Origin of the sequence: Streptomyces aureus, from assembly GCF_000725495.1 — a bacterium.
Classification (GTDB): Bacteria; Actinomycetota; Actinomycetes; order Streptomycetales; family Streptomycetaceae; genus Streptomyces; species Streptomyces aureus_B.
The window spans coordinates 65,003-88,379 of sequence record NZ_JNZD01000021.1 but is presented as its reverse complement, the minus strand read 5'-3'; the positions used below and the strand labels follow the sequence as shown (position 1 = coordinate 88,379).

Genomic DNA, 23,377 nt, shown 5'->3' with positions numbered 1-23,377 from the left:
GATCCGGCGGGTGGTGCGGTCAGCTCTTCGCGGTGCCGTTGAGCGCGGCGGCCGGGGTGTCGCCGATGCCGAGTTGCCCTGCCTGGTCGAGGAGCCGCTGCGCGGGCCCGGCGAGCGCGCCGTCGGACTTGATGAGCTTCATCAGCAGCGCCGAGACGGTCAGGTTCCGCACGTCGGCCGTCGAGACCGAGCCGAGCACCAGGCTCAGGTCCTCGGTGAAGCTCGATGTGCCCTCCAGCCACGGTTTGGCGAGCGCCTGCGCGGTCCCCGAGTGCCCGACGAAGCCGTCGATCCCCTTGCCGAGGGCGATGGAGGACATCAGCCGGTCGAGGAAGATCGAATCGCCGCCGACGATGTCGATGTCGGCGTTCTCCAGTCCGGTGGCGAGGACGGTGGCCTGGGCCTCGGCGATCTGGCGCTGGACGTCCAGCCCGGCGAGCCGGATCTCCTTCTCCGTCTGCAGGCGCAGACGGTATTCCTCGTGCCCGCGGGACGCGTCGTCGAGGGCCGCCATCGCGGCGGCCTTCTCCGTGAGACCGGCCGCCTCCGCCTTGAGCTTCTCGCCGATGGCCATGGCCTCCGCGAGGGCTTTGGCCTGCGATCCCTCGGCCTCGGCGCGCAGCCGGGCCTCGGTGGCCACGGCCTCGGCACGGCCGGCCTTCTCGATGACCTCGGCCTCCTTGTCGCGGATCTGGACGGCCGCGAGACCTTCGGCCGCCGCCTCGGCCTGGACGCCCTCGGCACGGCGCAGCCTGGCCTTCGCCTCCAGGTCGGCCGACGTCAACTGGGCTTCCGCGAGCGTGATCTGTTCGGCGGCACGGTGCGTCGCGGCCTGTTCGGCGGCTTCCGCGGCCTTGATGTCCTTGACCAGCTTCTCCTGCGCCTCGGCCTCGGCGGCGATGATCACGGCCTGACGGTCCCGCTCCGCGGCCTCCACGGCACGGAGCTTCTTGATGGACTCCTCCTGCTCGGCGACCGTGCGGTCCACGGCGACCCGCTCACGGATGACCTCGGCGATGTCCCGCTTCTCCGCCTCGATCTCCTTCTCCGCGGCGATCCGGGTCAGTTGGGTCTCGCGCTCGCGCCCGATGACCTCGAGGAGCCGGTCCTTCTCGATGCGCTCGTTCTCGACGGCGATCACCCGCTCGCGGTTCTTCGCTGCGACGGCGACCTCGCGCGCCTGGTTCTCCCGCTGGATGCCCAACTGCTCCTCGGTGCGCAGGAAAGCGCCCTGAGCACGCAGCCGCTCCTCCTCCACCACCCGAGCCGTCTCCGCCTCCTCGGTCGAGCTGGGTCAGCGGCGTCTGCTCCAGGTAGTCGATCGCCGCGTCCTCCAGGTGGTAGCCATTGAGGTCGACGCCGATCAACTCGATTATCTGGTACCGGAGTTCCTCGCGCTTGGTGTACAGATCGGTGAAGTCCATCTGCTTGCCGACGGTCTTCAGCGCCTCGGAGAACTTCGCGTGGAACAGTTCCTGCAGCGTGTCCCGGTCACTGGCCCGCGCGGTACCGACGGCCTGCGCGACCTTGATGACGTCCTCGACCGTCTTGTTGACCCGGACGAAGAACGAGATCCGGATGTCGGCACGGATGTTGTCGCGGCAGATCAGTCCCTCACGGCCGGTGCGCGTGATCTCGATGGTCTTCACCGAGATGTCCATGAACTCGGCCTTGTGCAGGACCGGCAGCACGATCTGACCCGTGAAGGTCACGGCGACCGTCCGTGTCTGGGAGACGATCAGCGCCTTGCCCTGCTCCACCTTGCGGAAGAGCCGGGAGCAGACGAGCAGGAGCACCGCGGTGAGGAACAGCAGGGCGGCGGCGAGCACGCCGATGGCAACCATGGCATAAGTCCTTATGAGGTGAGCGAGTTGACGTGCGCGGCAGTGTCGAGAAGCGTCTGCCGGACCGACGGCTCAGGCGGCGCGGTCCCCGGCGGCGAGCACGCCACGGGAGCACCGGCCCCCGGCGCCCGTGACGAGGGCCGGCGGCGCGGGTTCGTCGGGGAACCGGTGCGGGAGCCGGATGGACAGGCGGGTGAGCCGCCAGGAGACGAGCAACGCACCCACGGGCGCCAGGAAGCGCAGGGCTCCGGTGGCGGGACCCGAGGTCACCAGGGCGGCGGGCAGGACGGCGACGCCGACGATGACGAGCCAGGTGATCGCGGTCAGGAGCGACACGGCGACCGCCACCGGCACCGGCACCCCGCCCATGCTCCAGGTGCCGAGATCCGCGTCCGCGTCCGCGTCGAAACTGACCACGGCCACGACACCGACGACGACCAGCAGCCAGAAGCACACGGCCACGACGAGGGCCGCGGTGAACAGGATCCCGGGCGGACCGGTGACGGCCTCCACGAACGTCCGCATCTCCCGGCCCCTTCCCCCTGCGCTGCACACCTTCACGGCGCACCGCTCCCCCGGCTTCCGGACCGGACAGACCTGCCGGTGTCCGGCATCAGCCCGCCCCGCGGCGCCCCCGCACGCCATGGTGCACGGCTGCGGCGCACGCGCGCATTGCCGATTCCCGGCAGTGTTCACTCGGTCTGCATGCCGGTGAGCCGCCAGGAATCCGTCGCCGACGCGTCAAAATTCGGGACGATGTGAAGGACCGGGAGATCGCTCCGTCCGGCCCCACGCGCTCGGCTCCACCGACACCGCGTTCGCCACCGGTTCCACCCGTTGGCGGACGCCTTCGCCGAGGGCTGCGAACGCGCCACGTCGTGCCGGGATCTACGCGGTGGCCGGAGAGCGCGCGGTCACGCGCGAGGAGGCGGCGAAGAGCAGGGCCAAAAGCAATTCGCCCTGACTCGAACTCGCCCGTTACCCTGCGCGGCGTGAAGAACCACCCGCGCGCCTCCCGCCGTCCCTCATGAGTCTCGGCCGAACCCTGATCGACGTCCGGCCCCTGCGTACGTCCCCGGTCTTCCGGCGGCTGCTGATCGGGCGGACCGTGTCCGTGCTGGGCAGCTTCATGACCATGGTCACCGTCATGTACCAGGTCTGGGACATGACGCACAGCACGGTCTGGACCGGTGCCGTCGGGTTGGCGCAGGCCGTGCCGATGGTGGTGCTGGGTCTGCTCGCCGGTTCCTGGGCGGACCGCGGCGACCGGCGGCGGATCTACCTCTACGCCACGGTCGGTCAGGCGGTCGTCTCCGCGCTGCTCGCGGTCCAGGGCTTCACCGGGCACGTCCCGGTGGCGGGCGTGCTCGCGCTGGTGGCCGCGCAGTCCTGCTTCTCGGCCGTCGGCGCTCCCGCCACGGGCGTGTTCGTGCCGAGGCTGCTGCCCAAGGACCAGGTGGCCGCGGGGCTCGCGCTCCAGCAGGTCACGGCCCAGAGCATGATGCTCGTCGGCCCCGCGCTCGGCGGCCTCCTGCTCGGCTGGGCCGGCATCGGCACCTGCTATCTGATCGACGCCCTGTCCTTCGGGCTCTCCTTCTACGGCGCTTTCGGACTGCCCGCCCTTCCGCCCACGGGTGAACCGTCCCGGCCCGGAGTGCACGGGGTGCTGGACGGTCTCCGCTTCCTGGCCGGCCACCGGGTGGTCCGGGGCGCCCTGGTCACCGACCTGGCCGCCACCGTCCTCTCGATGCCGGTCAGCCTCTTCCCACTGGTCAACGCCGAACGCTTTGGCGGCAGTCCGCGCACCCTCGGTCTGTTCCTGTCCGTACTCGCGGTCGGCGGCATCGCCGCGTCCGCGCTGTCGGGGGCGATCACTCGGCTGAACCGTCCCGGACTCGTGATGATCTGCGGGGCGGGAGTGTGGGGCGTGGCGCTCGCCGCCTTCGGCCTGGTGCGTGATCCGTGGGCCGCGCTCGTCCTCCTCGCCCTCGCCGGGGCCGGCGACGCCGCCTCGGTGATCTCCCGTAGCACGATCGTGCAGACGCACACCCCGGACGCGCTGCTGGGCCGGGTGACCGCGGCCGAGACGATCGTCGGCCAGGCCGGTCCCCACCTCGGCAATCTGCGCGGCGGTGTCGTGGCCGGCTGGACCTCGGGGGCGGCTTCCCTGGTCAGCGGCGGACTCCTGTGCCTGTTCGCGGTCCTGTGGGTCGGTGCGCGGACGCCGGAGCTGCGTGGAGGAGCGGTGGCCGGAGGGGCGGGAGTGGTGGCCGGGGCGGGAGCGGGAGGTAGCGGTGCCGGCGCCGCGCCCGTCGGCCAACCCGTAGACACACGCGTACCGGACACCGGGGTACCGGACGCCTCCTGAGGGGCGGATCGGACACGGTCTGACGGGTGACCCGGACGTGTCCTGACCGGCGGGCCGTGCCTGCGCGACGGCTCCACGGCACCACGCCGACCCGCCCGCCCCACCGTGTCAGCCGGCCCGCGTCACACCGGCCACGTCACGCCAACCCACGTCCCCCGGTCCGGAACCCGCCCCCGCCCGCCGGAACCCAAGTGGTGCTCCCCCTCACCCATGCCGCTTGTCGGCCGGCGGGAACGCGAGACCTGTCGGCGTGCTGAGGCCGGTCAAGGGAAGCGTGACCTGGGCGCCGCCCTTCTCCGGGACCCGGACCACCCGGTTGTTGGACCCGTCCGCCACGTAGAGGCCGCCGCGGCCGTCCAGGGCGAGGCCCAGCGGACCGTCCAGACCCGTCGTGGGCACCGTGCTCTGGGCACCGCCGCGCGCGGCCACCTTGACGACGCGGTCGTGGCCGCTGTCCGCGATGAAGAGGTCCCCGGCGGCGTTCAGGGCGAGCCCGGTCGGCTGGGCCAGGCCGACCGTGGGGACCGTGGTCTGCGCGCCGCCCTTCGCGGCGACCTTGACCACCCGGTCGTTCACGAAGTCGGAGATGTACAGGTCCCCGCGCGAGCCCAGGGCCACGCCCCAGGGGTGGACCAGCCCGGTAGTGGGCACGGTCGTCTGCCCACTGCCGTCGGCGGGAACCTTCACGACGCGGTCGTTGAAGCTGTCGGCGATGTAGAGGTCCCCGCGGGGGCTCACGGCGAGGCCGAGCGGACGGGACAGGCCGGTGGTGGGGACGGTGGACTGCGGCCCGCCCCTCGCCTCCAGCTTCACCACCCGGTTGTTGCCGGTGTCGGAGATGTACAGGTCGTGGGTGGCGTCCCAGGCGAGACCGGTCGGACGGACGATGCCCTCGAGCGGAACCGTCGACTGGCCGTCACCGAGCGCCGGCAGGCGCAGCACGCGGTTGTTGCCGTAGTCGGACACGAACAGCGGCGGTCTGGCGGGCGAGGGACCGTTGCCCCGCGCCGCGCCCGCGGTTCCGGTGGGGAGGGCGCAGAGCAGGAGGACTCCCGTGACGGCCGCCAGCCGCCGCGCCCACCCGGCGCGGCCGGCGGCGGACGCGGACGTGCGGGTTCGTGCTTGCCTTGTCCAGTGCTTCACGGTGCGCCCCTCTGTTCTCGACGGCCCGCGCGTCGCCGGGCCGTCTGCGGAAACGGTTGCCGCCGCCGGTGCGTACGGCCGCGCCCAGGGCCGCGCCGCCGGCTCGGCGAGCGGCACGGGACAGCGGGGCCGCTCGCGTGGTCCCGGACGGCGCCCGGGTCGGCGGCATGATCGATGCCTTCCCCCATCGGACGGCGCATTCCACCGCCGTCCCCCGCTCGGCCGACCGCGGGAGTACGGGAACCGCCGTGCGCCTGCACGACGGGCGGCGCGCGAGGCGCTTGAATACCGGAGCGTGACTACCGAACCTGAGCGTTACACCGTCCTGCTGGTCCCCGAGTTCGTCGAGCAGGCGGAAGCCGTCTCCGCTCGTGACGCGGCGGTGCGATCCGCGGTCGTCGAGGCGACCGGCGAGACCGGGGAGACCGGATACCCGCGCTTCGCCGGCGACGGGATCGTGGCCGACATCGACCCGCGTTCGCGCACGGTCGAGGCGCTGCTGGTCGACGGGGCGGAGCTGGACTACGGGCTGAGCGCCCTGGTCGACTCCTGACCCCGACGGGTCCGTCCGCGTCCGGACCGGACGTCAGCGCAGGTCGAACCGCATCAGGACCCGCGGGTGACCGGCGAGCACCGAGGTGGTGTCGGCGGCGTGGACGAACCCGGCGCGCTCGAAGTTCCTCCGCATCCCGACGTACGCCATCGTCACGTCCACCCGGGCGTCGCCGTTGTCCACGGGGTACGCCTCGACGGCGGGCGCTCCGTGGACGCGGGCGAAGTCGACCGCACCGGCGATGAGGGCGTGCGAGATGCCCTGCTTGCGGTGTCCGGGCCGGACGCGGACACACCAAAGGGACCAGACCGGGAGGTCGTCGAGGTGCGGGATCGTACGGCTGCGGGCGTACGCTGACTCCGAGCGCGGCGCCACGGCGGCCCAGCCGACCGGCTCGTCCCCCTCGTACGCGAGCACGCCCGGCGCGGGTTCCCTGCGGCACAGCTCGGCCACGTAGGCGCCGCGCGCCGGTCCGCGGAGTTCCTTGTCCAGCTTCGCGGGGACGCGGTGGCTCAGGCACCAGCAGACCGTGGCCGTCGGGGACTTCGGGCCGACGAGCGTACGGACGTCCTCCACCGCCGACGCCGGACGCACGGTGATGGTCATACCGCCACCCTCTCACGGGTGATCCGGCGGCAGAGAAGCCCGGCGGTCCGGCGGCGGAGGAGCCCGGCGCGGCGATGACTTCCGGGTGCGCGACCGGTCGTTGTCAGGGAGAGATGTCGTTGTCGAACAGGACGAGGGAGATCCGCCATGCCCACGCAGGAACCCGTGCACGAGCCCACCGCGGAACTCGACGCGCGCTACAGCTCCGCGCTCCGGGCCCGCCCGGGTGCCGAGGACGTCACCGCCACCGGGTGGTCCGAGGGCCGACGGCGGCTGGAGACCGCCGAGATCTTCTGGCTGTCCACGGTGCGGCCGGACGGGCGGCTGCACGTCACCCCGGTGATCGCCGCCTGGCACGACGGGGTGCTGTACTTCTCCACCGGTCCGGGAGAGCAGAAGGCGAGGAACCTGGCTCACGACGCTCACTGCGCGCTGACCACCGGCACGAACGCGCTGACGGAAGGCCTCGACCTGGTGGTCGAGGGCACGGCCGAAGCCGTCACCGATCCGGAGGCGCTGGAGCGGGTGATCGGGGCGTACGAGACGAAGTACGGCCCGCACATCACCTCGCCCGAGGGGACCTTCCACGGCATCGGGGACGCGTTCCGCAAGGGGCAGGCGACGGTGTACGCCGTGCGCCCGGACACGGCGTACGGCTTCGGCCGCGACAACGGGGTCTTCACGCACACCCGCTGGTCGTTCTGAGGGACCGGCTCTCTGGCCTCGCGAGCCTCTCGGGCACGGCAGGTGCGGCGGGCTCGGTGGGCGCGGTGGGCGCGGTCGGCGCGGTCGGCGCGACGGGCGCGACGGGCGCGACGGGCGCGACGGGCGCGACGGGCGCGACGGGCGCGACAGTGCAGTGGGCGCGGTGGGCGATCAGCCGGCCGCACCCGCGATCTGATCGTCCAGCGCGGCGCAGAGCCAGTCGTGGGTGGCGCCCGGGGTCGGGTCCGGGGAGGCCGTGACCTCGGCGGTCAGGTTCCAGTAGTGGTCGATCCGGGGATCGGCGGCCAGTTGTCCGCTGAGGCCGCGCCGGAAGTCGGGGGTGTCGCGGGTGCCGTACGACCGGGCGTAGGCGGAGACGAAGCAGTCGAGTGCCTCGCCCGCTCGGGGCGCCCGGTCGGCCCGGAGCTGCGGCGAGGCCAGCGTGTAGGCCTCGACCAGTCCGTCGTAGAGCACGTCGGGGCGGCCGCCGTCGGGCCGGTGCGTCGCGGGCTGGCCGTTCCCGGTTCCGGGGCAGGGGGCGGTCACGAAGGCGTGCAGCCGGGTGAAGGCCAGCACCTGGGCCGGGGTCGGGCCCTCGGGAAGCTGCGGGATGGAGTGCTCGACGATCGTGGACACGAGCCGGGCCGGGAGCCGCACCGGCAGCCAGCGCCGCCAGAAGCGGGCCAGCGGGGCGGTGCTGGGCGGGACGGACACGGCGCCGATCAGCCTGATGCGGGCGGCGCGTTCCTCCGGGGCGCAGTCCTGGACCAGCCGGAGGGCCGCCTCCTGCCAGCGCAGGGCGGTGAGACGCGAGCCGACCTCCCGCAGCTGACCGGCGACGACGTCCTCGATCGCGTCGTCCCGGTCGAGGATCCGTTCCACTTCGGGGACGGGCAGGTCGAGCGTGCGCAGGGAGCGGATCAGGTGCAGCCGGTCGAGCGCCTCGGGACCGTAGCGCCGGTGGCCGCCGGAGCTGCGGGCCGCCTCGGGCAGCAGTCCCCGGTCCGAATAGAAGCGGACGGTCTTGACGGTGACGCCGGCGCGCTCGGCGAGCTCCCCGATGCTCCACACGGTCTCGGAAGACACGGACTTGAACCTCCCTCAGGGGGAGTTCCTACGGTACCGGCGAGCGCGGGACACCGGGACGGCCGGGCCCGCCGAGGACCGTGCGAGGAGGCAATGATGACGGCTTTCGTCCTGGTGGCGGGTGCTCACACGGGGGGCTGGATCTGGGACGACGTGGCCGCCCGGCTGCGGGAGTCGGGGGCGCGGGTCCATCCGGTGACGCTCACCGGCATGGGTGCCCCGGACCGTCCGGCGGGCCCCGGCACGGACCTGGAGACGCACATCGAGGATCTGCTGCGGCTCGTCGACGAGGTGGACGACGAGCAGGTAGTGCTGGTCGGTCACTGCTACGGCATCTTCCCGGTGCTCGGGGCGGCCGACCGACGGCCGGAACGGGTCGCCCGGATCGTCCACATGGACGCCGGCATGCCGGGGAACGGCGACCGGGCGCTGGCGCTGCTCCCGGACGAGGAGGTGCGCGAGCGGCTGTCGGCCCGGACCGCCACCGGCGTGGGCGAAGGCCATGGCGAGGGCGATGGCGGCGACCGGTTGGTCCCGCCGCCGTCGCGGGACGAGTGGCAACGCTGGGGCAGCGTCGCGGGGATCCCCTCGGACCGGCTGACCCGGCTGGCGCAGGACGCGGTCCCGCAGCCGGCAGGCACCCTCACCCGGCCCCTGCGGCTGACGGGAGCGGCGGCGGACCTTCCCGCGACCGGTGTCCTGTGCACCGGCAACGGTTCGAGCATCGCGATGGTCGAGGGCATGGTGGCGATGGGCGACCCCCGGTTCAAGGCGCTCGCCGAACCACGGATCACGTTCTTCGAACTCGACACCGGGCACTGGCCGATGCTCTCGCGCGCGGACGAGGTGGCAGGGATCCTGCTCCGGGCCGCCGCGGGCGAGGGCCACCGGGTGACCGCCGAGGTGGGCGAACTGCCGGGGCACCTGCGCCCGTTCGTGCTGGACGCTCCGGAGCGACGCCGGGAGCGGATCGGACGAGTCGATCTCCATCTCCCCGGCGACCTCCCCGGCGATGTCCACGGCAACCTTCACGGCGATCTCCACGACGACCTTCACGGCGACGACGTCCCCGACGGCATCTCGGCAACCGAAGGCCCCTGGCCGGCGGTGGTGTTCGTGCACGGCGGTCCGGTGCACCCCGACGTGCGGCCGACTCCGCGCGACTGGCCCGGATTCGTCGGCTACGCCCGCTCGGTGGCGGACCTGGGAGCGGTCGGCGTGACGGTGGACCACCGGCTGCACGATCTCGGCGACCTCCCGCGGGCCGCCGAGGACATCGCCGAGGCGGTCGGCCTCGTACGGGCCGATCCGCGGGTGGACGCGGACCGCGTGGCGCTGTGGTTCTTCTCGGTCGGGGGGCTGCTGTCGGCGGACTGGCTCGCGGCGCCCCCGGCTTGGCTGCGGTGCGTGGCGGCTTCGTATCCGGTCCTGGAGCCGATGCCGAACTGGGGAACCTTCGGTACCCGGTTCCGTCCGGCGACCGCCGTGGAGGGCGCGGGGCGGCTGCCGGTCGTGCTGACCAGGGTCGGGCGGGAGCGCACCGAGATCGCGGCGACGGTCGAGGAGTTCCTGGCCGCCGCGAAGGAGTGTGACGCGGCGGTCGAGGTGATCGACCTGCCGCAGGGCCGCCACGGTTTCGAGACGACGGACCACTCCGAGGCGGCGCGCCGGGCGGTGGAGGAGGCGCTGCGATCGGTACTGAGGCACCTCGGCCCCGCCTCGGAATAGAGCCGGGGTCCTCGGCCCCGACCCCGTAGGCCCCGCACACAACCTCGGACCCCTGCTGCGTGGATGTACCGGCCCGTCGTCAGTGGTCGGGTGTACCCGGGTCCGGCTTGGCGCGCGGGCGCGCGGTGCGGGCGAGCGTCAGGGCGCCCACGACGCCCACCAGGACCGCGAGCCCGGCGACCGGAGTGGCCGCGCCGTCGTCGAAGGACGCCACGGCCACGGTGAGCGCCCACAGCGCCGCGCCGCCGAGGCACCACCGCCGTGCGGCCATGTCGTCCTCCTGGCGCCACCGGTGGAAGAGCAGGCCGTAGCAGCACGCCCCGAGCAGGAAGGCCGCGACGAAAGCCCGCTCGTGCCAGCTGTGCACCCGCAGCGCGATGGAGGCGACGAGCCAGGTTCCGCCGATCGCGTACGGGACGAGCCGCTTCAACGGTATTCGACGCATCCCGGCCCCCTCGCGACTGATGTGTCGGCCCCGGAGCGTAGCGCTCGCCGTCGCCCGGCGGAAAGATCGGCGACGTCTTTCACGGTGCCCGGCCACGACGGTCTCCGGGGCGTCGGGCGTGGGGTGCTGTTCCGTCAGTTCCGCTTCTGGTGTTCGAGGGACTTCGTGAACGGGGTGACGGGGCGGGCCTGGGGCTCGTCGTCCACGGTGATGTCGACCGCCTCGTTGTAGAAGGCGAGGAGGTTCCGGATCGGGGCCACCGCCGGCAGGGGGTCCGGGTAGCTCCAGACGATGTTCGGCGGGACGGCGGCGTCGCCCCGCAGGGACCAGTAGTCCGCCGTGCCCTTGTAGGGGCAGGCGGTGTGGTGGGCGGTGGGGACGAACAGTTCCAGGCGGACGTCCTCGCGCGGGATGTAGAACCGGGTGGGCAGCGCCGTCTCGAAGAGGAGGACCGGGCGGACGGTGTCGGCGACGAGCGTGCCCTCGATCTCGACCCGCACGTGCCGGGCGCTCGCCAGGGCGTCCACCCGTTTGTGCGGGTCGCGCGGGTGGACGAAGATCTCTTCCTCCTCCTCGTACCAGTGGTCCAGGCCCCGCCCGACCCGGCCGAACCACTCGAAGGCGATGTGTCCGGCCAGGTCGGCGGAGGGGAACGTCCAGGCCGCGTTGGCCAGGAGTTCGCCGTCGAGCTCGAGGTCGTAGAAGATCCGTGATCCGGTGTGCGTGCCCGTCGGGGGGTTCCGCGCTGGGCGGAGCAGGTCCTCGCGGACCTCGTCGCGGGGGAAGGCGTAGAGCGGGACCGGCACGTCCGGCTCCCACACGAGGACGGGGTGCCTGCTGTCCACGACGGTCACCTCCCCGCGCCGGCCGCGCACCCAGCGGGCGCTGGGTTCCCAGAGGAGGCCCTCCGGGGTGCTCCGGACGTCTCGGGTGGTGCGGAAGGCGGTCATGACCCGGTCTCCTTCGGTTCGCCCGGTCGGTGACGGTCCAAGATTCACACGGGGCCACCCGCCGACGCCGCAGCTCCCGCCGGAAGGCGCGCCGGACCGCTCGGACGACGGCCAGAACCAGTCATCCGGCCGAGCCCTCATAGATCTGCTTTTATCCGACTTGTTCAGCATGATACGGGCCGGCACGGCGCCGCCGGCGTGTCGTTGCCCTGTGCACGGCAAGCCCGGGTTTGGCATATTGCGTGCGGAGACCCACCGCGTCGCCGTCCCGGATCGGCACCGACCGGCTGGAAACACCGACACGAAGCCGCAGGCTTCTCGCACTTCCTGGGGAGATCAGTGCGCAAGGGAAGGGTCATGCGTCGGCTCGTCGACGAACTGGTCGCCGGTGTCGCCCTGCCGGTCCCCACGGAGCCGGACGCCCTGTTCGACGCGCTGATCCGGCTGGTCGGCGCGAAGACCGGGCGCGAACTCGTCGTCCTGCGCAAGGAGTTCCCGCACCGGACGGCCAGCGGTCTCTGGCTCGACCTGCCCGACCGCGACATCATCGTGATCGACGAGCGAGCCACTCCGCTCCATCAACTGGCCATCTTCTTCCACGAGGTCTGGCACCTCCTCGACGGCGCCTGCGGCAACCACGCGGTGGGCCGTTCCGTCGCGACCAGGATGTTGTCCACCCGCCCCGATCTGCCCGAACTCGACGACACGGTGCGCCGGGTGGCCGCGCGCTCGGAGTTCAAGCACAACGAGGAGAGGACCGCCGAGACGTTCGGCCTCCTGGCGGCCACGCGGTTCCGCGTGTGGCTGGAGAGCGAGCCCGGGGCCGTGCCCGCCGGGCGGGGTGACATCGCCGGACGCATCAGCGCCTCGCTGGGAAACCGTCGCCGGCAGGTCTGAGCCGTGAACTCCTTCGACTACTACATTCCCGCGGTCGCCCTGTGGATCTGCTTCGCCGTGAAACTCCCCGATCTTCGGAGGGCATGGCGCGACCCGCTCGTCCGTTCCGTCTGTGTCGTCATCGCCGTGGGCGGGGCGGGTTTCTTCTTCGCGGCTCCCCCGACGATCGCCGCGGTGAACGACGTCAGCGGGATCCCGAACGCGTCGAGTCTGCTGGTGTACATCATCATCAGCGGGTTCAGCGCCGCCTGCCTGCTGCTGATCGTCCACTGGCGGGGCGGCTCGCCCGAGCACGTGCGGCGGGTCTCACGGCACTGGCTCCTCGCGTACACCGTGGTCGTCGCGATTCTGATCGCGCTGTTCGGCCTGGGTGACGCTCCGGTCGAACGGCGCACCGACTTCGACACGTACTACGCGTCGGCGCCGTACATCGGCGAGATGATCATGCTGTACCTGCTGGCGCACATGACCGCGGCGCTCGTCACCACGATGATGTGCTGGCGCTGGGCCCTCCAGGTCCACGGGTGGCTGCGGGCCGGTCTGTGGATCCTGTGCGTGGGCTGGCTGCTGAACCTCGCCTTCAGCGGCCTCAAGCTCGTCGCGGTGGCCGCCCACCGCACCGGCCGGGACTGGGACGTGCTCAGCACGACCCTTTCCCCGCTCGTCTCGGCGATGGCCGCGCCCTTCGCCATCGTGGGATTCCTGCTGCCCCTCGTCGGTCCCTGGGCCGTGGCCACCGTCCGGACCCTCGCCGCCTACGTCCGGCTGGGTCCGCTGTGGGACGAACTCGGCGACGCCAGCCCCGGCACACCACTGGCCGCGCCCATCCGCTGGTACGCCTCGCCCCAGGTCCATCTGACCAGGCGCGAGGCCGGCATCCAGGACGGGCTGAGCCTCGTGCGTCCGCAGCTCGACGACGAGTTCCGCGCTCGCGCGCAGTCCGCCGCCGAAGCCGCTGGCAGCACGGGTCCGGACGCCGTCCTCATCGGCCAGGCGGCGATGATCCGCGCGGCCTCGCAGGCCACGCGCCAGGGCCTCACCCGCACACCGCGCGTCCCGGGGGACTCCGCCGTCCCGACCGCGCGGTCCGCTCTCGTGGGCGTCTCCCGCGCCCTGCGGAACTCCCCCCTCGTGGCCGCCGTCCCCGCGGATCGCGCCGCGCCGCCGCGTCCTGCGGTCGAACACGTCGAGGATGGCGAGAAATCAACCACATGAAGCCCTCCGCCACCCCGCCCGCGGGGTCCACCCCTGTCCGGAAGGCCCGTGAGCGATGAACGGCAGCGGCTTGGTGTTCTACGTTCCCGGTGTGGTCCTGCTGATCGTCGTCGCGATCAAGGCGCCTTCCCTGAAGCGGACTTGGCGGGACCCCGCGACCCTTCCCAGCAACGCGATCCTGCTGATCGGCGCCGCCGTCTGCGTCCTGTCCGCTCCGCCGACGATCAGCGCGGTCAACGCGTTCACCGGGATCGCCAACTTCTCCGGACCGCTGGTGTACTCCGGCATGTCCGCGCTGAGCGCCGCCTACCTCGTTCTGATGATCGCGTGGCGGGGCGGGCCCCGCTCCGCCATCAAGCGACGGACGCTCCTGGTCGTGGCCCTCTACACGCTGGTGATCATCGGGATCGTGGTGCTCTTCGGGCTGGCCGACGTGCCCGTCGAGCGGACACGGGACATGGACACCTACTACGCCACGACGCCGTACATGCGCGAAATGATCCTGCTGTACCTGGCGTTCCACACCCTCGCCACCGTCGCCCTGACGGGGATGTGCCTCAGCTGGCGCCGGATGATCACCGGCGTCACCCGCACCGGTCTCACCCTGATCGGCATCGGCAGCTGCTTCGACCTGTCCTACCAGGTCGCGAAGTACACCTCCATGGCGGCCCGTTGGACCGGCCACGACTGGGACACCCTCAGCACCGACGTGTCGCCGCCGCTCGTCGCGACGGCCGGGGTCCTCGTCGCCGCAGGGTTCGCGCTGCCCCGTCTCGGCCCCCCGCTCGCGGACAACGTGCGGGCCTGGCACCGCTACCGTCTCCAGAAGCCGCTCTGGGCGGAACTGCACGAACTGCGCGGCCCGGCCACCGCCGAATTCCGCTGGTGGACCTCGCCCGTGGTCCGGCTGACCCAGCAGGAGATCACGATCCTGGACGGTGTCCTGGCCTGCGCGCCCTACCTGGACCAGGAGATCCGGGACGCGGCCTACGCCGAGGCGCTCCGCCAGTCGGCCCTGCCGACGGAGCCCGGCACCGCCCCGGGCCTCCGCCGCCGGTGGACATGGACCGGCGCGCGGAAAGGGCAGGCGTCGCCCGCGCCCACGGACCGTCATCGGGCCGACGAGGCTCCGCAGACGGTGCTGGAGGACGCGAGGGTCGTGGCGGACGCCGCCATGCTGGCCGCGGCCCGCGTGCATGTGACGGGTCGTCATGAGTCGTACCACACGCCCGAGGTGAAGCTCCTGGAGACCGTGGAACGGCCTCGCACCAGGGTCGGACTCGCGCGGGCCATCGACACCTCGCCCATCGTCGCGGCGGCCCGTCGGCGCGCGGCCCTCCAGGACGTCCACCAGGAGTGACTGCGGCCCGCAGAAGGTACGTTGTCCCCAATTCGAACTCCGTGCCTCTGGCGGCTGTCGCCGGTCAGGGGCCGTCACGGCCGGACGGCCGTCAGAAAGGGTGCTCCCGCCAATGCCCGAGAGATCGTCCGGTCGTCGGCCCGCCGCGCTCGTCATCGGGGGAGGCATGACCGGCATGCTCGCGGCGGCCGTACTCTCCGACCACGCGGACGTCACCGTCGTCGAGTCCGACGTCCTGCCCCGGCTCCCCGCTCCGCGCAGAGGACTGCCCCAGGCACGCCACGCCCATCTGCTCTGGTCGGGTGGAGTGCGGGCCCTGGAGGCACTGCTGCCCGGCATCACGGACCGGCTCGTCGCGCGCGGCGCCCGCCGCGTACCGATCATGTCGGGCATGGTCAGCAAGGCCCCCTCCGGGCAGTGGTTCCGGCGTTTCGAGAACGCCCGCCACCTCAACCTCGTGTGCAGCCGCGACCTGCTCGACTCGACGATCCGCGCCGAGGTCCTCCGGCTTCCCCGCGTCACCCTGCGCGAACGGACCGAACTCGTCGCCCTCGAAGGCACCGCGGACCGCGTGACAGGGGTGCGGGTCCACGGCACCGAGGGAGAAGAGGTCCTCCCCGCCGGCCTGGTCATCGACGCCACCGGACGCGCGAGCCGCGCGCCGGTCTGGCTGACGGACCTCGGCCTGCCGCCGGTCGAGGAGCGGGTCGTCGACGCCGGCGTGGGCTACGCCAGCCGGATCTACCGGGCTCCCGCCTCCACCGGCGAGGACTTCCCGATCGTCAACGTCCAGGCGGACCCCAGGCGGCCGCCGGGCCGGGGCGGCATCATCCTCCCCATAGAGGAGGGCCGGTGGCTCGTCACCCTCTCCGGCACCCGAGGAGGCCAACCCGGCCGCGACAACGACGAGTTCGTGGACTTCGCCCGTAAGCTCGCGCATCCCGTCATCGGAGAACTCCTCACCGGGGCCGAACCGCTCAGCGACGTCGTCACCACCCGCAGCACGGCCAACAAGCGGCGCTACTACGAGAAGTCGCCGAGCTGGCCCGCGGGCTTCGCCGTTCTGGGCGATGCCGTCGCCGGATACAACCCCGTCTACGGACACGGACTGACGGCCGCCGCGCAGAGCGTCCTGGCACTCAAAGGGGTCCTCGCGCGGCACCCCCTGGACTCCCCGGAGACGGCCCGGCACATACAGCGCCGCGCGGCACGCCCCGTCGGGCAGGCCTGGGATCTCGCCGTCGGCCAGGACGTCCTCTATCCGGGCGCCACGGACGTGGCACCCAGCAGACTGGAACGTGCGGCCGCCCGGTTCATCGACCGCGCGGTCGACGCCGGGGCGCGCAACCCCGACGCCTTGCGCGTGCTTCTGGACGTCATGAGCATGGAACGGCCACCGGTCCGGCTCCTCGCACCCGACATGCTCTTCCGAGTCTTCCTCGGCCGGAAGGAGCCCCTGCTGGACGGCCCGCCGCTGACGGAGGACGAGCGGTCGGCGGCCGGACTCTGATCACGCCGGACGACCGCCGGGTCCGGCGCCCGGGTGCGCGTGCAGGGGTGGTCCCGCGGAACCGGGCCGCAGCGCGCGCGATAGGTTGATCGTCATGGCTGACTGGGAACTGCGGCCCGCGTCGACGCGCGACGTCGAGGCGGTGGCCGAGTTGCGGGCCGTCGTGCTGCGGGCGGATCTGGAACGGCTCGGACGGTACGACCCGCACCGCGTACGGCAGCGACTGCGGGACGGGTTCGATCCGGCGCACACCTGGGTGATCGAGGTCGCCGGTTCCTTCGCCGGCTGCGTGGCCCTGCGCCCGGACGACGACACCCGGTGGCTCGAGCACTTCTATCTCTCCCCTGGTGTCCAGGGACAGGGTGTCGGCTCGGGCGTGCTCGGTGAGCTCCTGGAGCGGTGCGACCGTGCCGGAGTCCCGGTCCGGCTGAACGTCCTGCGCGGCAGTCCGGCCCGGCGGCTCTACGAGCGGTACGGGTTCACCGTCGAGGCGGAGGATCCGGTGGACGTGTTCATGGTGCGGGCCCCTCTGCGGGTGGCGAACCCCGGCTGACGCGGCGCAGCCGTGGGGAAGGGCGCGCGAGCAGCGACGCTCCACCCGGGCCGACCGGCGCGAGAACCTGCCTTTCGGCTCCCCCTCAATAGGGCCGACCGGCCCTATTGAGTCCTGGCGCGCGGGGGCACCATGGCTGGATGTCCCAGGAAGACACCTTTCACGAACTCGACCGGCAGGAGTGCTTGCGCCTCCTGGCGAAGGTTCCGGTCGGCCGCGTGGTGTACACCCGGCAGGCGCTCCCCGCGGTCCTTCCGGTCAACTTCTGTCTGGACACGGACGACTCCGTACTGCTGCGCACCTCGTCGGACTCCGACCTCGTCCGCGCGATCGACGGCGTCGTGGTCGCCTTCGAGGCGGACGAGTTCGACACGGAGAACCGGTCCGGCTGGAGCGTGGTCGTCACCGGACGGGCCACGCTGGTGACCGACCCGGCCGAGCACGAACGGCTGTCGCAGGTCGGTCCGGCGTCCTGGATGCCCTTGCGGCGCCCGGTGTTCGTACGGATCGAGTCGGAAATGGTCACCGGACGCGATCTCCGGGGCCACGCCTGACCATGGCCGCCGGCCGGATCGCAACGCCGTCTCCCCGCTGATCCGGCCCGGGCGGGCCCTCGCCGTCCCGCACCGCCGAGCGGCGGGCAAGGGGCAGCGGGGCCCGCCGGGGTTCCCCGCGCCGCCGCCCCACGCTTCGGCTCCCGCCCCGCGCGACCAGCACCCCGCTCAGCTCTGGCACCGCCGCAACACCCTTCAGTGCCGCCCCGCGCCGGGGCCCCACCCCTCAGCTCCCACCCCCACGCCCACCAACCCCCGGCCCCGGCCCCGGCCCCGGTTCCGGTTCGGCGCGAGGTGTGCGGCCGCCGTCGGTTCCGTAGCCGAAGCGGATCAGGGCCTGGGGGCGACAGCGCCGCTTGGCTCCGGCCGTGGCCGTCCTCAGGTCCGGCCACTCCATCGCCTGGTGCAGCACCGAGGTGCGCACCCCGTGCCGGGTCGCCGTGAGCAGGACCCGCTCCAGGGCCTGCCCCGCCCGCAGCCAGTCCTCCCGCCAGTCGTACGGCGTCCACAGCAGGGCCACCTGTGCGTGGCGTTCGAAGCGCAGGGCCGCCAGCCGCGGCACGGACAGACCGCCGGTGAAGTCCCGCACCGGCATCCGGCCGGAGGCGTCCCGTGCCCCGAGGGCGTTGACCGGGATGCCGTACGGCCCGTCGGTGCCGGGCACCCGGACCCAGGAGCGCTCCTCGTCGGCCCGGGCCGGGTCGGCGCTGGTGCGGGCCTCGGCCGCCTGGGTCAGCCGCAGCAGGCGCCGGGTCCCGATGATGTCCGGCACGTCCAGCTGCGCGCCCTCGGCCCGGGCCGCTGCGGTCATCTCGTACGTGATCGGATCCGGCACGGGACGGCCGGTGAAGGGCATCCTGCTCGTGTGGCGTCGCTCGACCTCCTCGTACAGCTCGCGCAGCGGCAGCCGGGCGTCCGCGGCCGGCCGGAGAAGCCGCACGGTGGCGACCAGGTCCGGGTCCTGCGGGACGGGGCAGAGCTGGACGAGGGGTTCCCAGCCGAGGTGCTCGGCGGCCACCCGGAGGTTGAGGACGGCCGCGCCGACCGACAGGTGCTGGGCGCGCAGCCGGGGATCGGCCTTCGGCAGCGGGCGGGTCCGGTCGAGCCGGACACGGATCACTCCGGTGTCGGGGTCGAGGCCGAACCGCCAGGGCTGGGTGTTGTGGATCGAGGGCGCCGCCACCGCCGCGGTCAGCAGGGTGCGCACCGTCGCGGCATCGACTTTCCGGGTCTGCATCGGGGCTCCTTCGCGGGGTGGGACGTTCGGGTCAGGTGGTGGGCAGGGCCGTGGCGAGCAGGACGACGCCGAGGGAACCAACGAGGGAGACGACGGCGAGGGACCGGGCGAGCTCCGGACGTCCTCTGGACTGCGCGATCCCGTGGCCGGCGGCGGCGAGCATCACCACGGCGAACAGGGCGAGTTTGGCGGCCAGGGTACGGCCGTAGCCGGGTTCGGCGAGCGAGGCCCAGGTGACGCCCCGGTGCCGGGCCATGGCCCAGCCGGTCGCCAGTTGCAGCGGCAGGAACACGGTCCCGGTGAGGATCCCGAAGCGGCGTCCGGCCGCGGTGGTGAAGCGGTCCTTGGGCCCGGGGTCGAGCAGCCGGCGGGCCAGCGGCAGGATCACCAGGGACAGGGCGAGCTGACCGCCGACCCACAGGACGGCGCCGGTCACATGCGCGAAGCGTACGAGGGACCACCAGCCGACGGTGTCCATCAGCCGGTCACCTCCACCGTGCCGTGCGCGCCCGCCTCGGCGTGACGCATGTCGTGGTCGACGAAGGCGTAGTGCCCGGCCTCGGGGAAGGTCGTCTCGACGAAGCCGCCCTGCGCGGTCGCGAGGTCGAGCACCTGCGATCCCCCTGCCTCCTGGGGCCGCAGCAGATAGGCGCCCTCCTTGTACACGGTGTCGAAGACCGTACCCACGACGTGGAAGGCGACACCGTCGCTCGGCCCCGCCGCGACCACCCAGAAGCGCACCCGCTCACCGGCCTTCACCTTCAGCGGCTCCCGTTCGTACTGGCCGGCGACGCCGTTGAACACCCAGGCGTCCGGGGTGTCCCGGCGCATCTTGGCGGTCTGGGCGGCGCTGCCCGGGGTCCCGAGGTAGATCTCGGAGGTGACGACGACGAACGTGCGGTCGGCTTTCCTGAGTCCGGGCGGGTCGATGACGACGGCTCCGTACATGCCGTTGCCCAGGTGCTGGAGCATCGGCGCCGTGCTGCAGTGGTACAGCCAGGCCCCGGCCCGCTCGGCGCGGAAGCGATAGACCAGGCGCTCGCCGGGCCGGATCGTCCGCATGGGCCGGTCGGGGGCGAGGGAGCCGGCGTGGAAGTCGATGCCGTGGCCCATGGTGGTGTCGTCGTTGACGAGGGTGATCTCGAAGACGTCACCGACCCTTCCGTGCAGGGTGGGGCCCGGCGCGGTGCCGCCGAACGTCCACATCCGCTGGTTCACCCCGGGGGCCACTTCGATCTCCTTGCTGCCCGCGTGCAGTTCGGCCCGGTGGACGGTGCCGCCCGGGGCGGGGGCGAGCTCGGCGGCGCGCGGACGCCAGCCGGCCGAGAAGGGGGCGGACAGGTCCAGGCCGCCGGGTCCGGCGGTCATGTGCTCGGAGTGTCCGGCGCCGGCGGTCGCCGCTCCACTGCCGACGGTCGCCGTTCCGCTGCCGGCGGTCGCCGTTCCGTACCTCTTCACGACGATGTCCAGACTCATCCCGGCCGCACGGTGACCCGGCATGGTGCACCAGGCCCGGCGGTCCGCGGTGACCGGCCCGAGGTCGAGCACCCGGCCCTCGCCCTGGGCGAGCATCGGGGTGGCGGGACCGTCCTCCACCTTGAGGTCGTGCCGCTGGGAGTCGGTGTTGGTGACGTCCAGACGCAGCCGGGTGCCCGCGGCGACCTCGATCCGGGCCGGGCGGATCCGCAGGTCGGTCAGGGCCACGGCGACGGTACGGGTGGCTCCCGAGCCGCGGCCCGCCGCGCCACCGGCCACGTCCGAACTCCCGTCTCCGCCACCGCTGTTGGCCACAAGGACGGCCAGCACGGTCACCACGGCTCCGGCCGCGATGCCCCACAGCGCGGGACGCCCCGCCCCGCCGCTTCGGCCGGTCTCCCGCCGGAGCGCGAGTCCGCTCCGGACGAGCGCGGTGGCCGTCAGGGCGAGGAACGCGGCCCCGGCGGTTGCGGCGAGCAGCGCGCCCACCGTGCCGGCGGGGCCCGGAGCGGGCAGGGCCAGGAGGGCGACACCGGCGTTGAGGAGGACCAGTCGCTGCGGCCAGTACCGCTCCAGCACCGCCCGCAGCGTGGCCCGCTCCTTCGGGCCGGCGGAGAGCACGACGGGCAGGAGATAGGTCAGGGCCCCGACGAGGACCTGGGCGACCAGGCCGACGAGCAGCACCGGGAGCAGGGAGCCGACGGCGTCCCGGACCACCGTAAGGGGCCGGAGGGTCAGGAGCCCGAGGTCCGCACTCACGCCGACGGCCAGCCAGGCCATGGCGGCGGCGAGCGTCCAGGCGGCTGCCGGTGAGATCGCCGGCTTGTGGCGCAGCGTTCCGGCGAACAGGTGCCCGGTGAGGGCGATCCCGGCCGCGTACAGGGCCATGCCGGCCGCGGCGGCGGGGCGTACGCCGAGCGTCAGTCCGACGACCGTGACGAGCAGCCCGCCCACGGTCAGCGACAGGACCCGGCGGGCCACCCGGGTGGTGCGCTCGGCCATCCGCACGCCCAGCACGGTGGGCCAGAGCATGAACAGCGTGCCCAGCACGGGCAGTCCGATCCAGCCGAGGAGCGTGATGTGCTCATGGGCCAGCTTGAGCCCGGTGTACTGCCCGGCCCCCGTCCGGCCGGTGGCCAGCAGCCAGCCGAGGACCCCGCCCACGACGAGCGCCGCCGCCGCGGCCCGGTAGTAGTCGGCGATCGGGGCGAGCCGCCCGGCGAGCGCCCCGCGCCCGAGGCGGACCAGCACCACCAGGTGAGCGGTGACGGCGGTGACGAGCAGGGCGCACCCCGCGCCGGTCAGTGCGGGCAGGTCCGTCCACACCCCGGCGAGGACGCCCGCGACGCCGACGTTGACGCCGGCCAGCCGGGCGTCGCTCCAGCGTCGCGCGGGCGGCCGGGCGTGGAGCATGGCGACGGCGAAGTGCTCGCTCCAGACGACGATCGCCGTCGTGGCGGCGCCGAGCAGGAACAGGTGGATCGCGAGCCAGCGGGCCACGGGCAGCGTCTGCCGGTCACTCGCCGCGAGCAGTGCGAGGAGTGCCCAGGCGGCGACCAGGGCGTGGGCGGCCAGGTGACGGCCACGCCGGCCGGACGTCCTGAACCTGCTCGGCGGGCGGGGCGGGCCGACGGCCGGGTCATCGAGGGTGCTGTGCACGGTGGGGCTCCTTGCCGCCGGGGGCGGCGGTCGTACAGGGAGGGACGAGCGGCAGCGCGGGGGCGGCGGTCGTCCGGGGAGGCGCGGACGGCTGCACCGGGGCGGCGGTCGTACGAGGAGGGGCGGACGGCTGCACCGGGGCGGCGGTCGTACGAGGAGGGGCGGACGGCTGCACCGGGGCGGCGGTCGTACGAGGAGGGGCGGACGGCTGCACGGGCGAGCCGGGGACGTAGCCGCACCAGGGCTCCTCGGCGTACGGGTCGCCGGTGACGCCGTAGGCGCGCGAGCGGGAGCCGCCGCAGACCCGGCGGAACTCGCAGGCCCCGCATCTGCCGCCCAGCCGGCCGGGGTCGCGCAGCGCGGTGAACAGTTCCGCGTCGCGGTAGATCTCCGTCAGCGGCCGCTTCCGAACGTTCCCGGCGCCGAGCGGCAGGAATCCGCTGGGGTGGACGGACCCGGTGTGCGACACGAAGACGAACCCGCGGCCCGCGTTGACGTCGAGCGGCGGACGCCGGACCCGGCGCGCTCCGGCGGTCAGGCCCAGTTCGGCGGCCCGTGCGCTCAACTCCCGGTACAGCGGGCCGAGTCCGAGCGCCGCGACATGGTCCTCGCCGCGGTCCGCGAGGACGCGCCGCTGGAGTACGACCCGGCGGAAGTGGTGGGCCTCGGTGGTCTTGGCGGGGACGGTCAGGCCGACGTCGTGGACGAAGTTGAGGACGTCCTCGACCTCACCGGGCGTCAGTACCCCCAGACGTCGGCCGCGTCCGGTGGGCACGAGGAAGAAGGCGCTCCACAGCATCGCCCCGTGCTCGGCGACCAGGCGGACGATGTCGGGCAGGTCGTGCAGGTTGTGCCGGGTGACGGTGGTGTTGATCTGCACCTTCATCCCGAGGGCGCGGGCGGTGTCCCAGGCGTCGAGGGTCCAGCGGAAGACTCCGGGCACGCCGCGGAACGCGTCGTGGAGTCCGGCGGTGGAGCCGTCCAGGCTGAGGGAGAGCCCCGAGGCGCCCGCCGCGTGCACGGCGCGCAGCCGCTCCTCGGTGAGGGTCGGGGTGCCGGAGGGCGACACGGCGACCCGCACTCCCGTTTCCCGGCCGTAGGCGATGAGTTCGGTCAGGTCGGGGCGCTGGAAGGGGTCACCGCCGGTGATCACGAAGAGGGGGGCGGGGTGTCCGAAGGCGGCCACCTGGCGCAGCAGGTCCCGGGCGGCGGCGGTGTCCAGTTCCCTCGGGTCGCGGTCGGGCACGGCCTCGGCCCGGCAGTGCAGACAGGCCAGCGGGCAGGCCCGGGTGGACTCCCAGATGACGATGAAGGGCCGCTCCCCCGGGTCGTGCCGCTGACGCCGGACGGCGCGCGGGGCCGCGTTCATCGTCCGGTCCTTCCCGGCCCGCGGTCTCCGCACCGCTCCGCGCCCGGTGCGAGCCGGCGGGCGGCACGACAGTGGGCGGCCTGGGCCGAACACGAGGTCCGCCGGGCGGGCCGGGCCGG

Annotated in this window: 20 protein-coding genes and 1 pseudogene; 10 read left to right on the top strand and 11 right to left on the bottom strand. The window is 73.2% G+C overall.

Annotation, left to right across the window (positions count from 1 at the left end; translation table 11 throughout):
• Positions 1 to 19: 19 nt before the first annotated feature.
• Both IO36_RS24505 and IO36_RS24500 read right to left on the bottom strand, forming a co-directional pair.
• Positions 20 to 1,844: pseudogene (locus IO36_RS24505) on the bottom strand (SPFH domain-containing protein).
• Positions 1,845 to 1,916: 72 nt separating this feature from the next.
• Positions 1,917 to 2,369: a hypothetical protein gene (locus IO36_RS24500; protein WP_063764898.1), complete on the bottom strand. Its 453-nt coding sequence runs from the start codon at positions 2,367 to 2,369 to the stop codon at positions 1,917 to 1,919.
• 502 nt (positions 2,370 to 2,871) lie between these two features.
• Here IO36_RS24500 and IO36_RS24495 point away from each other — a divergent pair.
• Positions 2,872 to 4,212, top strand: coding sequence for an MFS transporter (locus tag IO36_RS24495; protein WP_107065791.1), 1,341 nt, complete (start codon positions 2,872 to 2,874; stop codon positions 4,210 to 4,212).
• Positions 4,213 to 4,416: 204 nt separating this feature from the next.
• Here the strand turns inward: IO36_RS24495 and IO36_RS24490 are convergent, their stop codons facing one another.
• Positions 4,417 to 5,355, bottom strand: a complete 939-nt coding sequence (locus tag IO36_RS24490; protein WP_078943409.1) for a virginiamycin B lyase family protein — start codon at positions 5,353 to 5,355, stop codon at positions 4,417 to 4,419.
• Positions 5,356 to 5,650: 295 nt separating this feature from the next.
• Here IO36_RS24490 and IO36_RS24485 point away from each other — a divergent pair, with 295 nt between their 5' ends.
• A complete protein-coding gene (locus IO36_RS24485; protein WP_037623001.1) occupies positions 5,651 to 5,908 on the top strand; it encodes a hypothetical protein in 258 nt (85 codons plus the stop codon).
• Between the two features lie 33 nt (positions 5,909 to 5,941).
• On the opposite strand, the gene IO36_RS24480 is transcribed toward IO36_RS24485, so the two are convergent.
• The gene (locus IO36_RS24480; protein ID WP_037623000.1) at positions 5,942 to 6,514 is read right to left on the bottom strand and encodes a GNAT family N-acetyltransferase; all 573 of its coding nucleotides are present in this window, start codon (positions 6,512 to 6,514) and stop codon (positions 5,942 to 5,944) included.
• A 147-nt stretch (positions 6,515 to 6,661) separates the two neighbouring features.
• Between IO36_RS24480 and IO36_RS24475 the strand changes: the two genes are divergently transcribed.
• Positions 6,662 to 7,219, top strand: a complete 558-nt coding sequence (locus IO36_RS24475) for a pyridoxamine 5'-phosphate oxidase family protein (protein ID WP_037622998.1) — start codon at positions 6,662 to 6,664, stop codon at positions 7,217 to 7,219.
• Between the two features lie 171 nt (positions 7,220 to 7,390).
• On the opposite strand, the gene IO36_RS24470 is transcribed toward IO36_RS24475, so the two are convergent.
• A complete protein-coding gene (locus IO36_RS24470; RefSeq protein WP_037622996.1) occupies positions 7,391 to 8,305 on the bottom strand; it encodes a helix-turn-helix domain-containing protein in 915 nt (304 codons plus the stop codon).
• 96 nt (positions 8,306 to 8,401) lie between these two features.
• Here IO36_RS24470 and IO36_RS24465 point away from each other — a divergent pair, with 96 nt between their 5' ends.
• On the top strand, positions 8,402 to 10,033 hold the full coding sequence (locus IO36_RS24465) for an alpha/beta hydrolase (RefSeq protein WP_037622994.1): 1,632 nt from the start codon (positions 8,402 to 8,404) through the stop codon (positions 10,031 to 10,033).
• A gap of 79 nt (positions 10,034 to 10,112) precedes the next feature.
• Here IO36_RS24465 and IO36_RS46945 read toward each other — a convergent pair whose 3' ends face one another.
• On the bottom strand, positions 10,113 to 10,478 hold the full coding sequence (locus IO36_RS46945; RefSeq protein WP_158997470.1) for a hypothetical protein: 366 nt from the start codon (positions 10,476 to 10,478) through the stop codon (positions 10,113 to 10,115).
• A gap of 134 nt (positions 10,479 to 10,612) precedes the next feature.
• Positions 10,613 to 11,428: a DUF427 domain-containing protein gene (locus tag IO36_RS24455; protein ID WP_037622987.1), complete on the bottom strand. Its 816-nt coding sequence runs from the start codon at positions 11,426 to 11,428 to the stop codon at positions 10,613 to 10,615.
• A 357-nt stretch (positions 11,429 to 11,785) separates the two neighbouring features.
• Between IO36_RS24455 and IO36_RS24450 the strand changes: the two genes are divergently transcribed.
• From IO36_RS24450 to IO36_RS24425, 6 genes are all read left to right on the top strand, one after another.
• Positions 11,786 to 12,325: a hypothetical protein gene (locus IO36_RS24450; protein ID WP_037622985.1), complete on the top strand. Its 540-nt coding sequence runs from the start codon at positions 11,786 to 11,788 to the stop codon at positions 12,323 to 12,325.
• A 3-nt stretch (positions 12,326 to 12,328) separates the two neighbouring features.
• On the top strand, positions 12,329 to 13,540 hold the full coding sequence (locus tag IO36_RS24445) for an MAB_1171c family putative transporter (RefSeq protein ID WP_063764897.1): 1,212 nt from the start codon (positions 12,329 to 12,331) through the stop codon (positions 13,538 to 13,540).
• Between the two features lie 55 nt (positions 13,541 to 13,595).
• Complete coding sequence (locus IO36_RS24440) at positions 13,596 to 14,900, top strand: hypothetical protein (RefSeq protein ID WP_037622979.1); 1,305 nt, start codon at positions 13,596 to 13,598, stop codon at positions 14,898 to 14,900.
• 112 nt (positions 14,901 to 15,012) lie between these two features.
• Positions 15,013 to 16,410 (top strand): FAD-dependent monooxygenase, encoded by a 1,398-nt coding sequence (locus IO36_RS24435; RefSeq protein ID WP_037622977.1) that lies wholly within the window; start codon positions 15,013 to 15,015, stop codon positions 16,408 to 16,410.
• Between the two features lie 94 nt (positions 16,411 to 16,504).
• Entirely contained in the window at positions 16,505 to 16,963 is a 459-nt protein-coding gene (locus tag IO36_RS24430) for a GNAT family N-acetyltransferase (protein ID WP_037622976.1), read from the top strand.
• 140 nt (positions 16,964 to 17,103) lie between these two features.
• The gene (locus IO36_RS24425; protein ID WP_037622975.1) at positions 17,104 to 17,517 is read left to right on the top strand and encodes a pyridoxamine 5'-phosphate oxidase family protein; all 414 of its coding nucleotides are present in this window, start codon (positions 17,104 to 17,106) and stop codon (positions 17,515 to 17,517) included.
• A 226-nt stretch (positions 17,518 to 17,743) separates the two neighbouring features.
• Here the strand turns inward: IO36_RS24425 and IO36_RS24420 are convergent, their stop codons facing one another.
• From IO36_RS24420 to IO36_RS24405, 4 genes are read right to left on the bottom strand one after another with little or no spacing between them, the layout of a single operon-like run.
• Complete coding sequence (locus IO36_RS24420) at positions 17,744 to 18,754, bottom strand: Acg family FMN-binding oxidoreductase (RefSeq protein WP_037622973.1); 1,011 nt, start codon at positions 18,752 to 18,754, stop codon at positions 17,744 to 17,746.
• 31 nt (positions 18,755 to 18,785) lie between these two features.
• Positions 18,786 to 19,232 carry a hypothetical protein gene (locus tag IO36_RS24415; RefSeq protein ID WP_037622972.1) on the bottom strand — a complete coding sequence of 149 codons (447 nt, stop codon included), beginning with the start codon at positions 19,230 to 19,232 and terminating at the stop codon, positions 18,786 to 18,788.
• On the bottom strand, positions 19,232 to 21,889 hold the full coding sequence (locus IO36_RS24410; protein ID WP_051900902.1) for a multicopper oxidase domain-containing protein: 2,658 nt from the start codon (positions 21,887 to 21,889) through the stop codon (positions 19,232 to 19,234). The genes IO36_RS24415 and IO36_RS24410 overlap by 1 nt, the downstream gene beginning before the upstream one ends.
• A complete protein-coding gene (locus IO36_RS24405; protein ID WP_245173461.1) occupies positions 21,870 to 23,258 on the bottom strand; it encodes a TIGR04053 family radical SAM/SPASM domain-containing protein in 1,389 nt (462 codons plus the stop codon). Before IO36_RS24405 ends, IO36_RS24410 begins: the two co-directional genes overlap by 20 nt.
• Positions 23,259 to 23,377 lie beyond the last annotated feature (119 nt).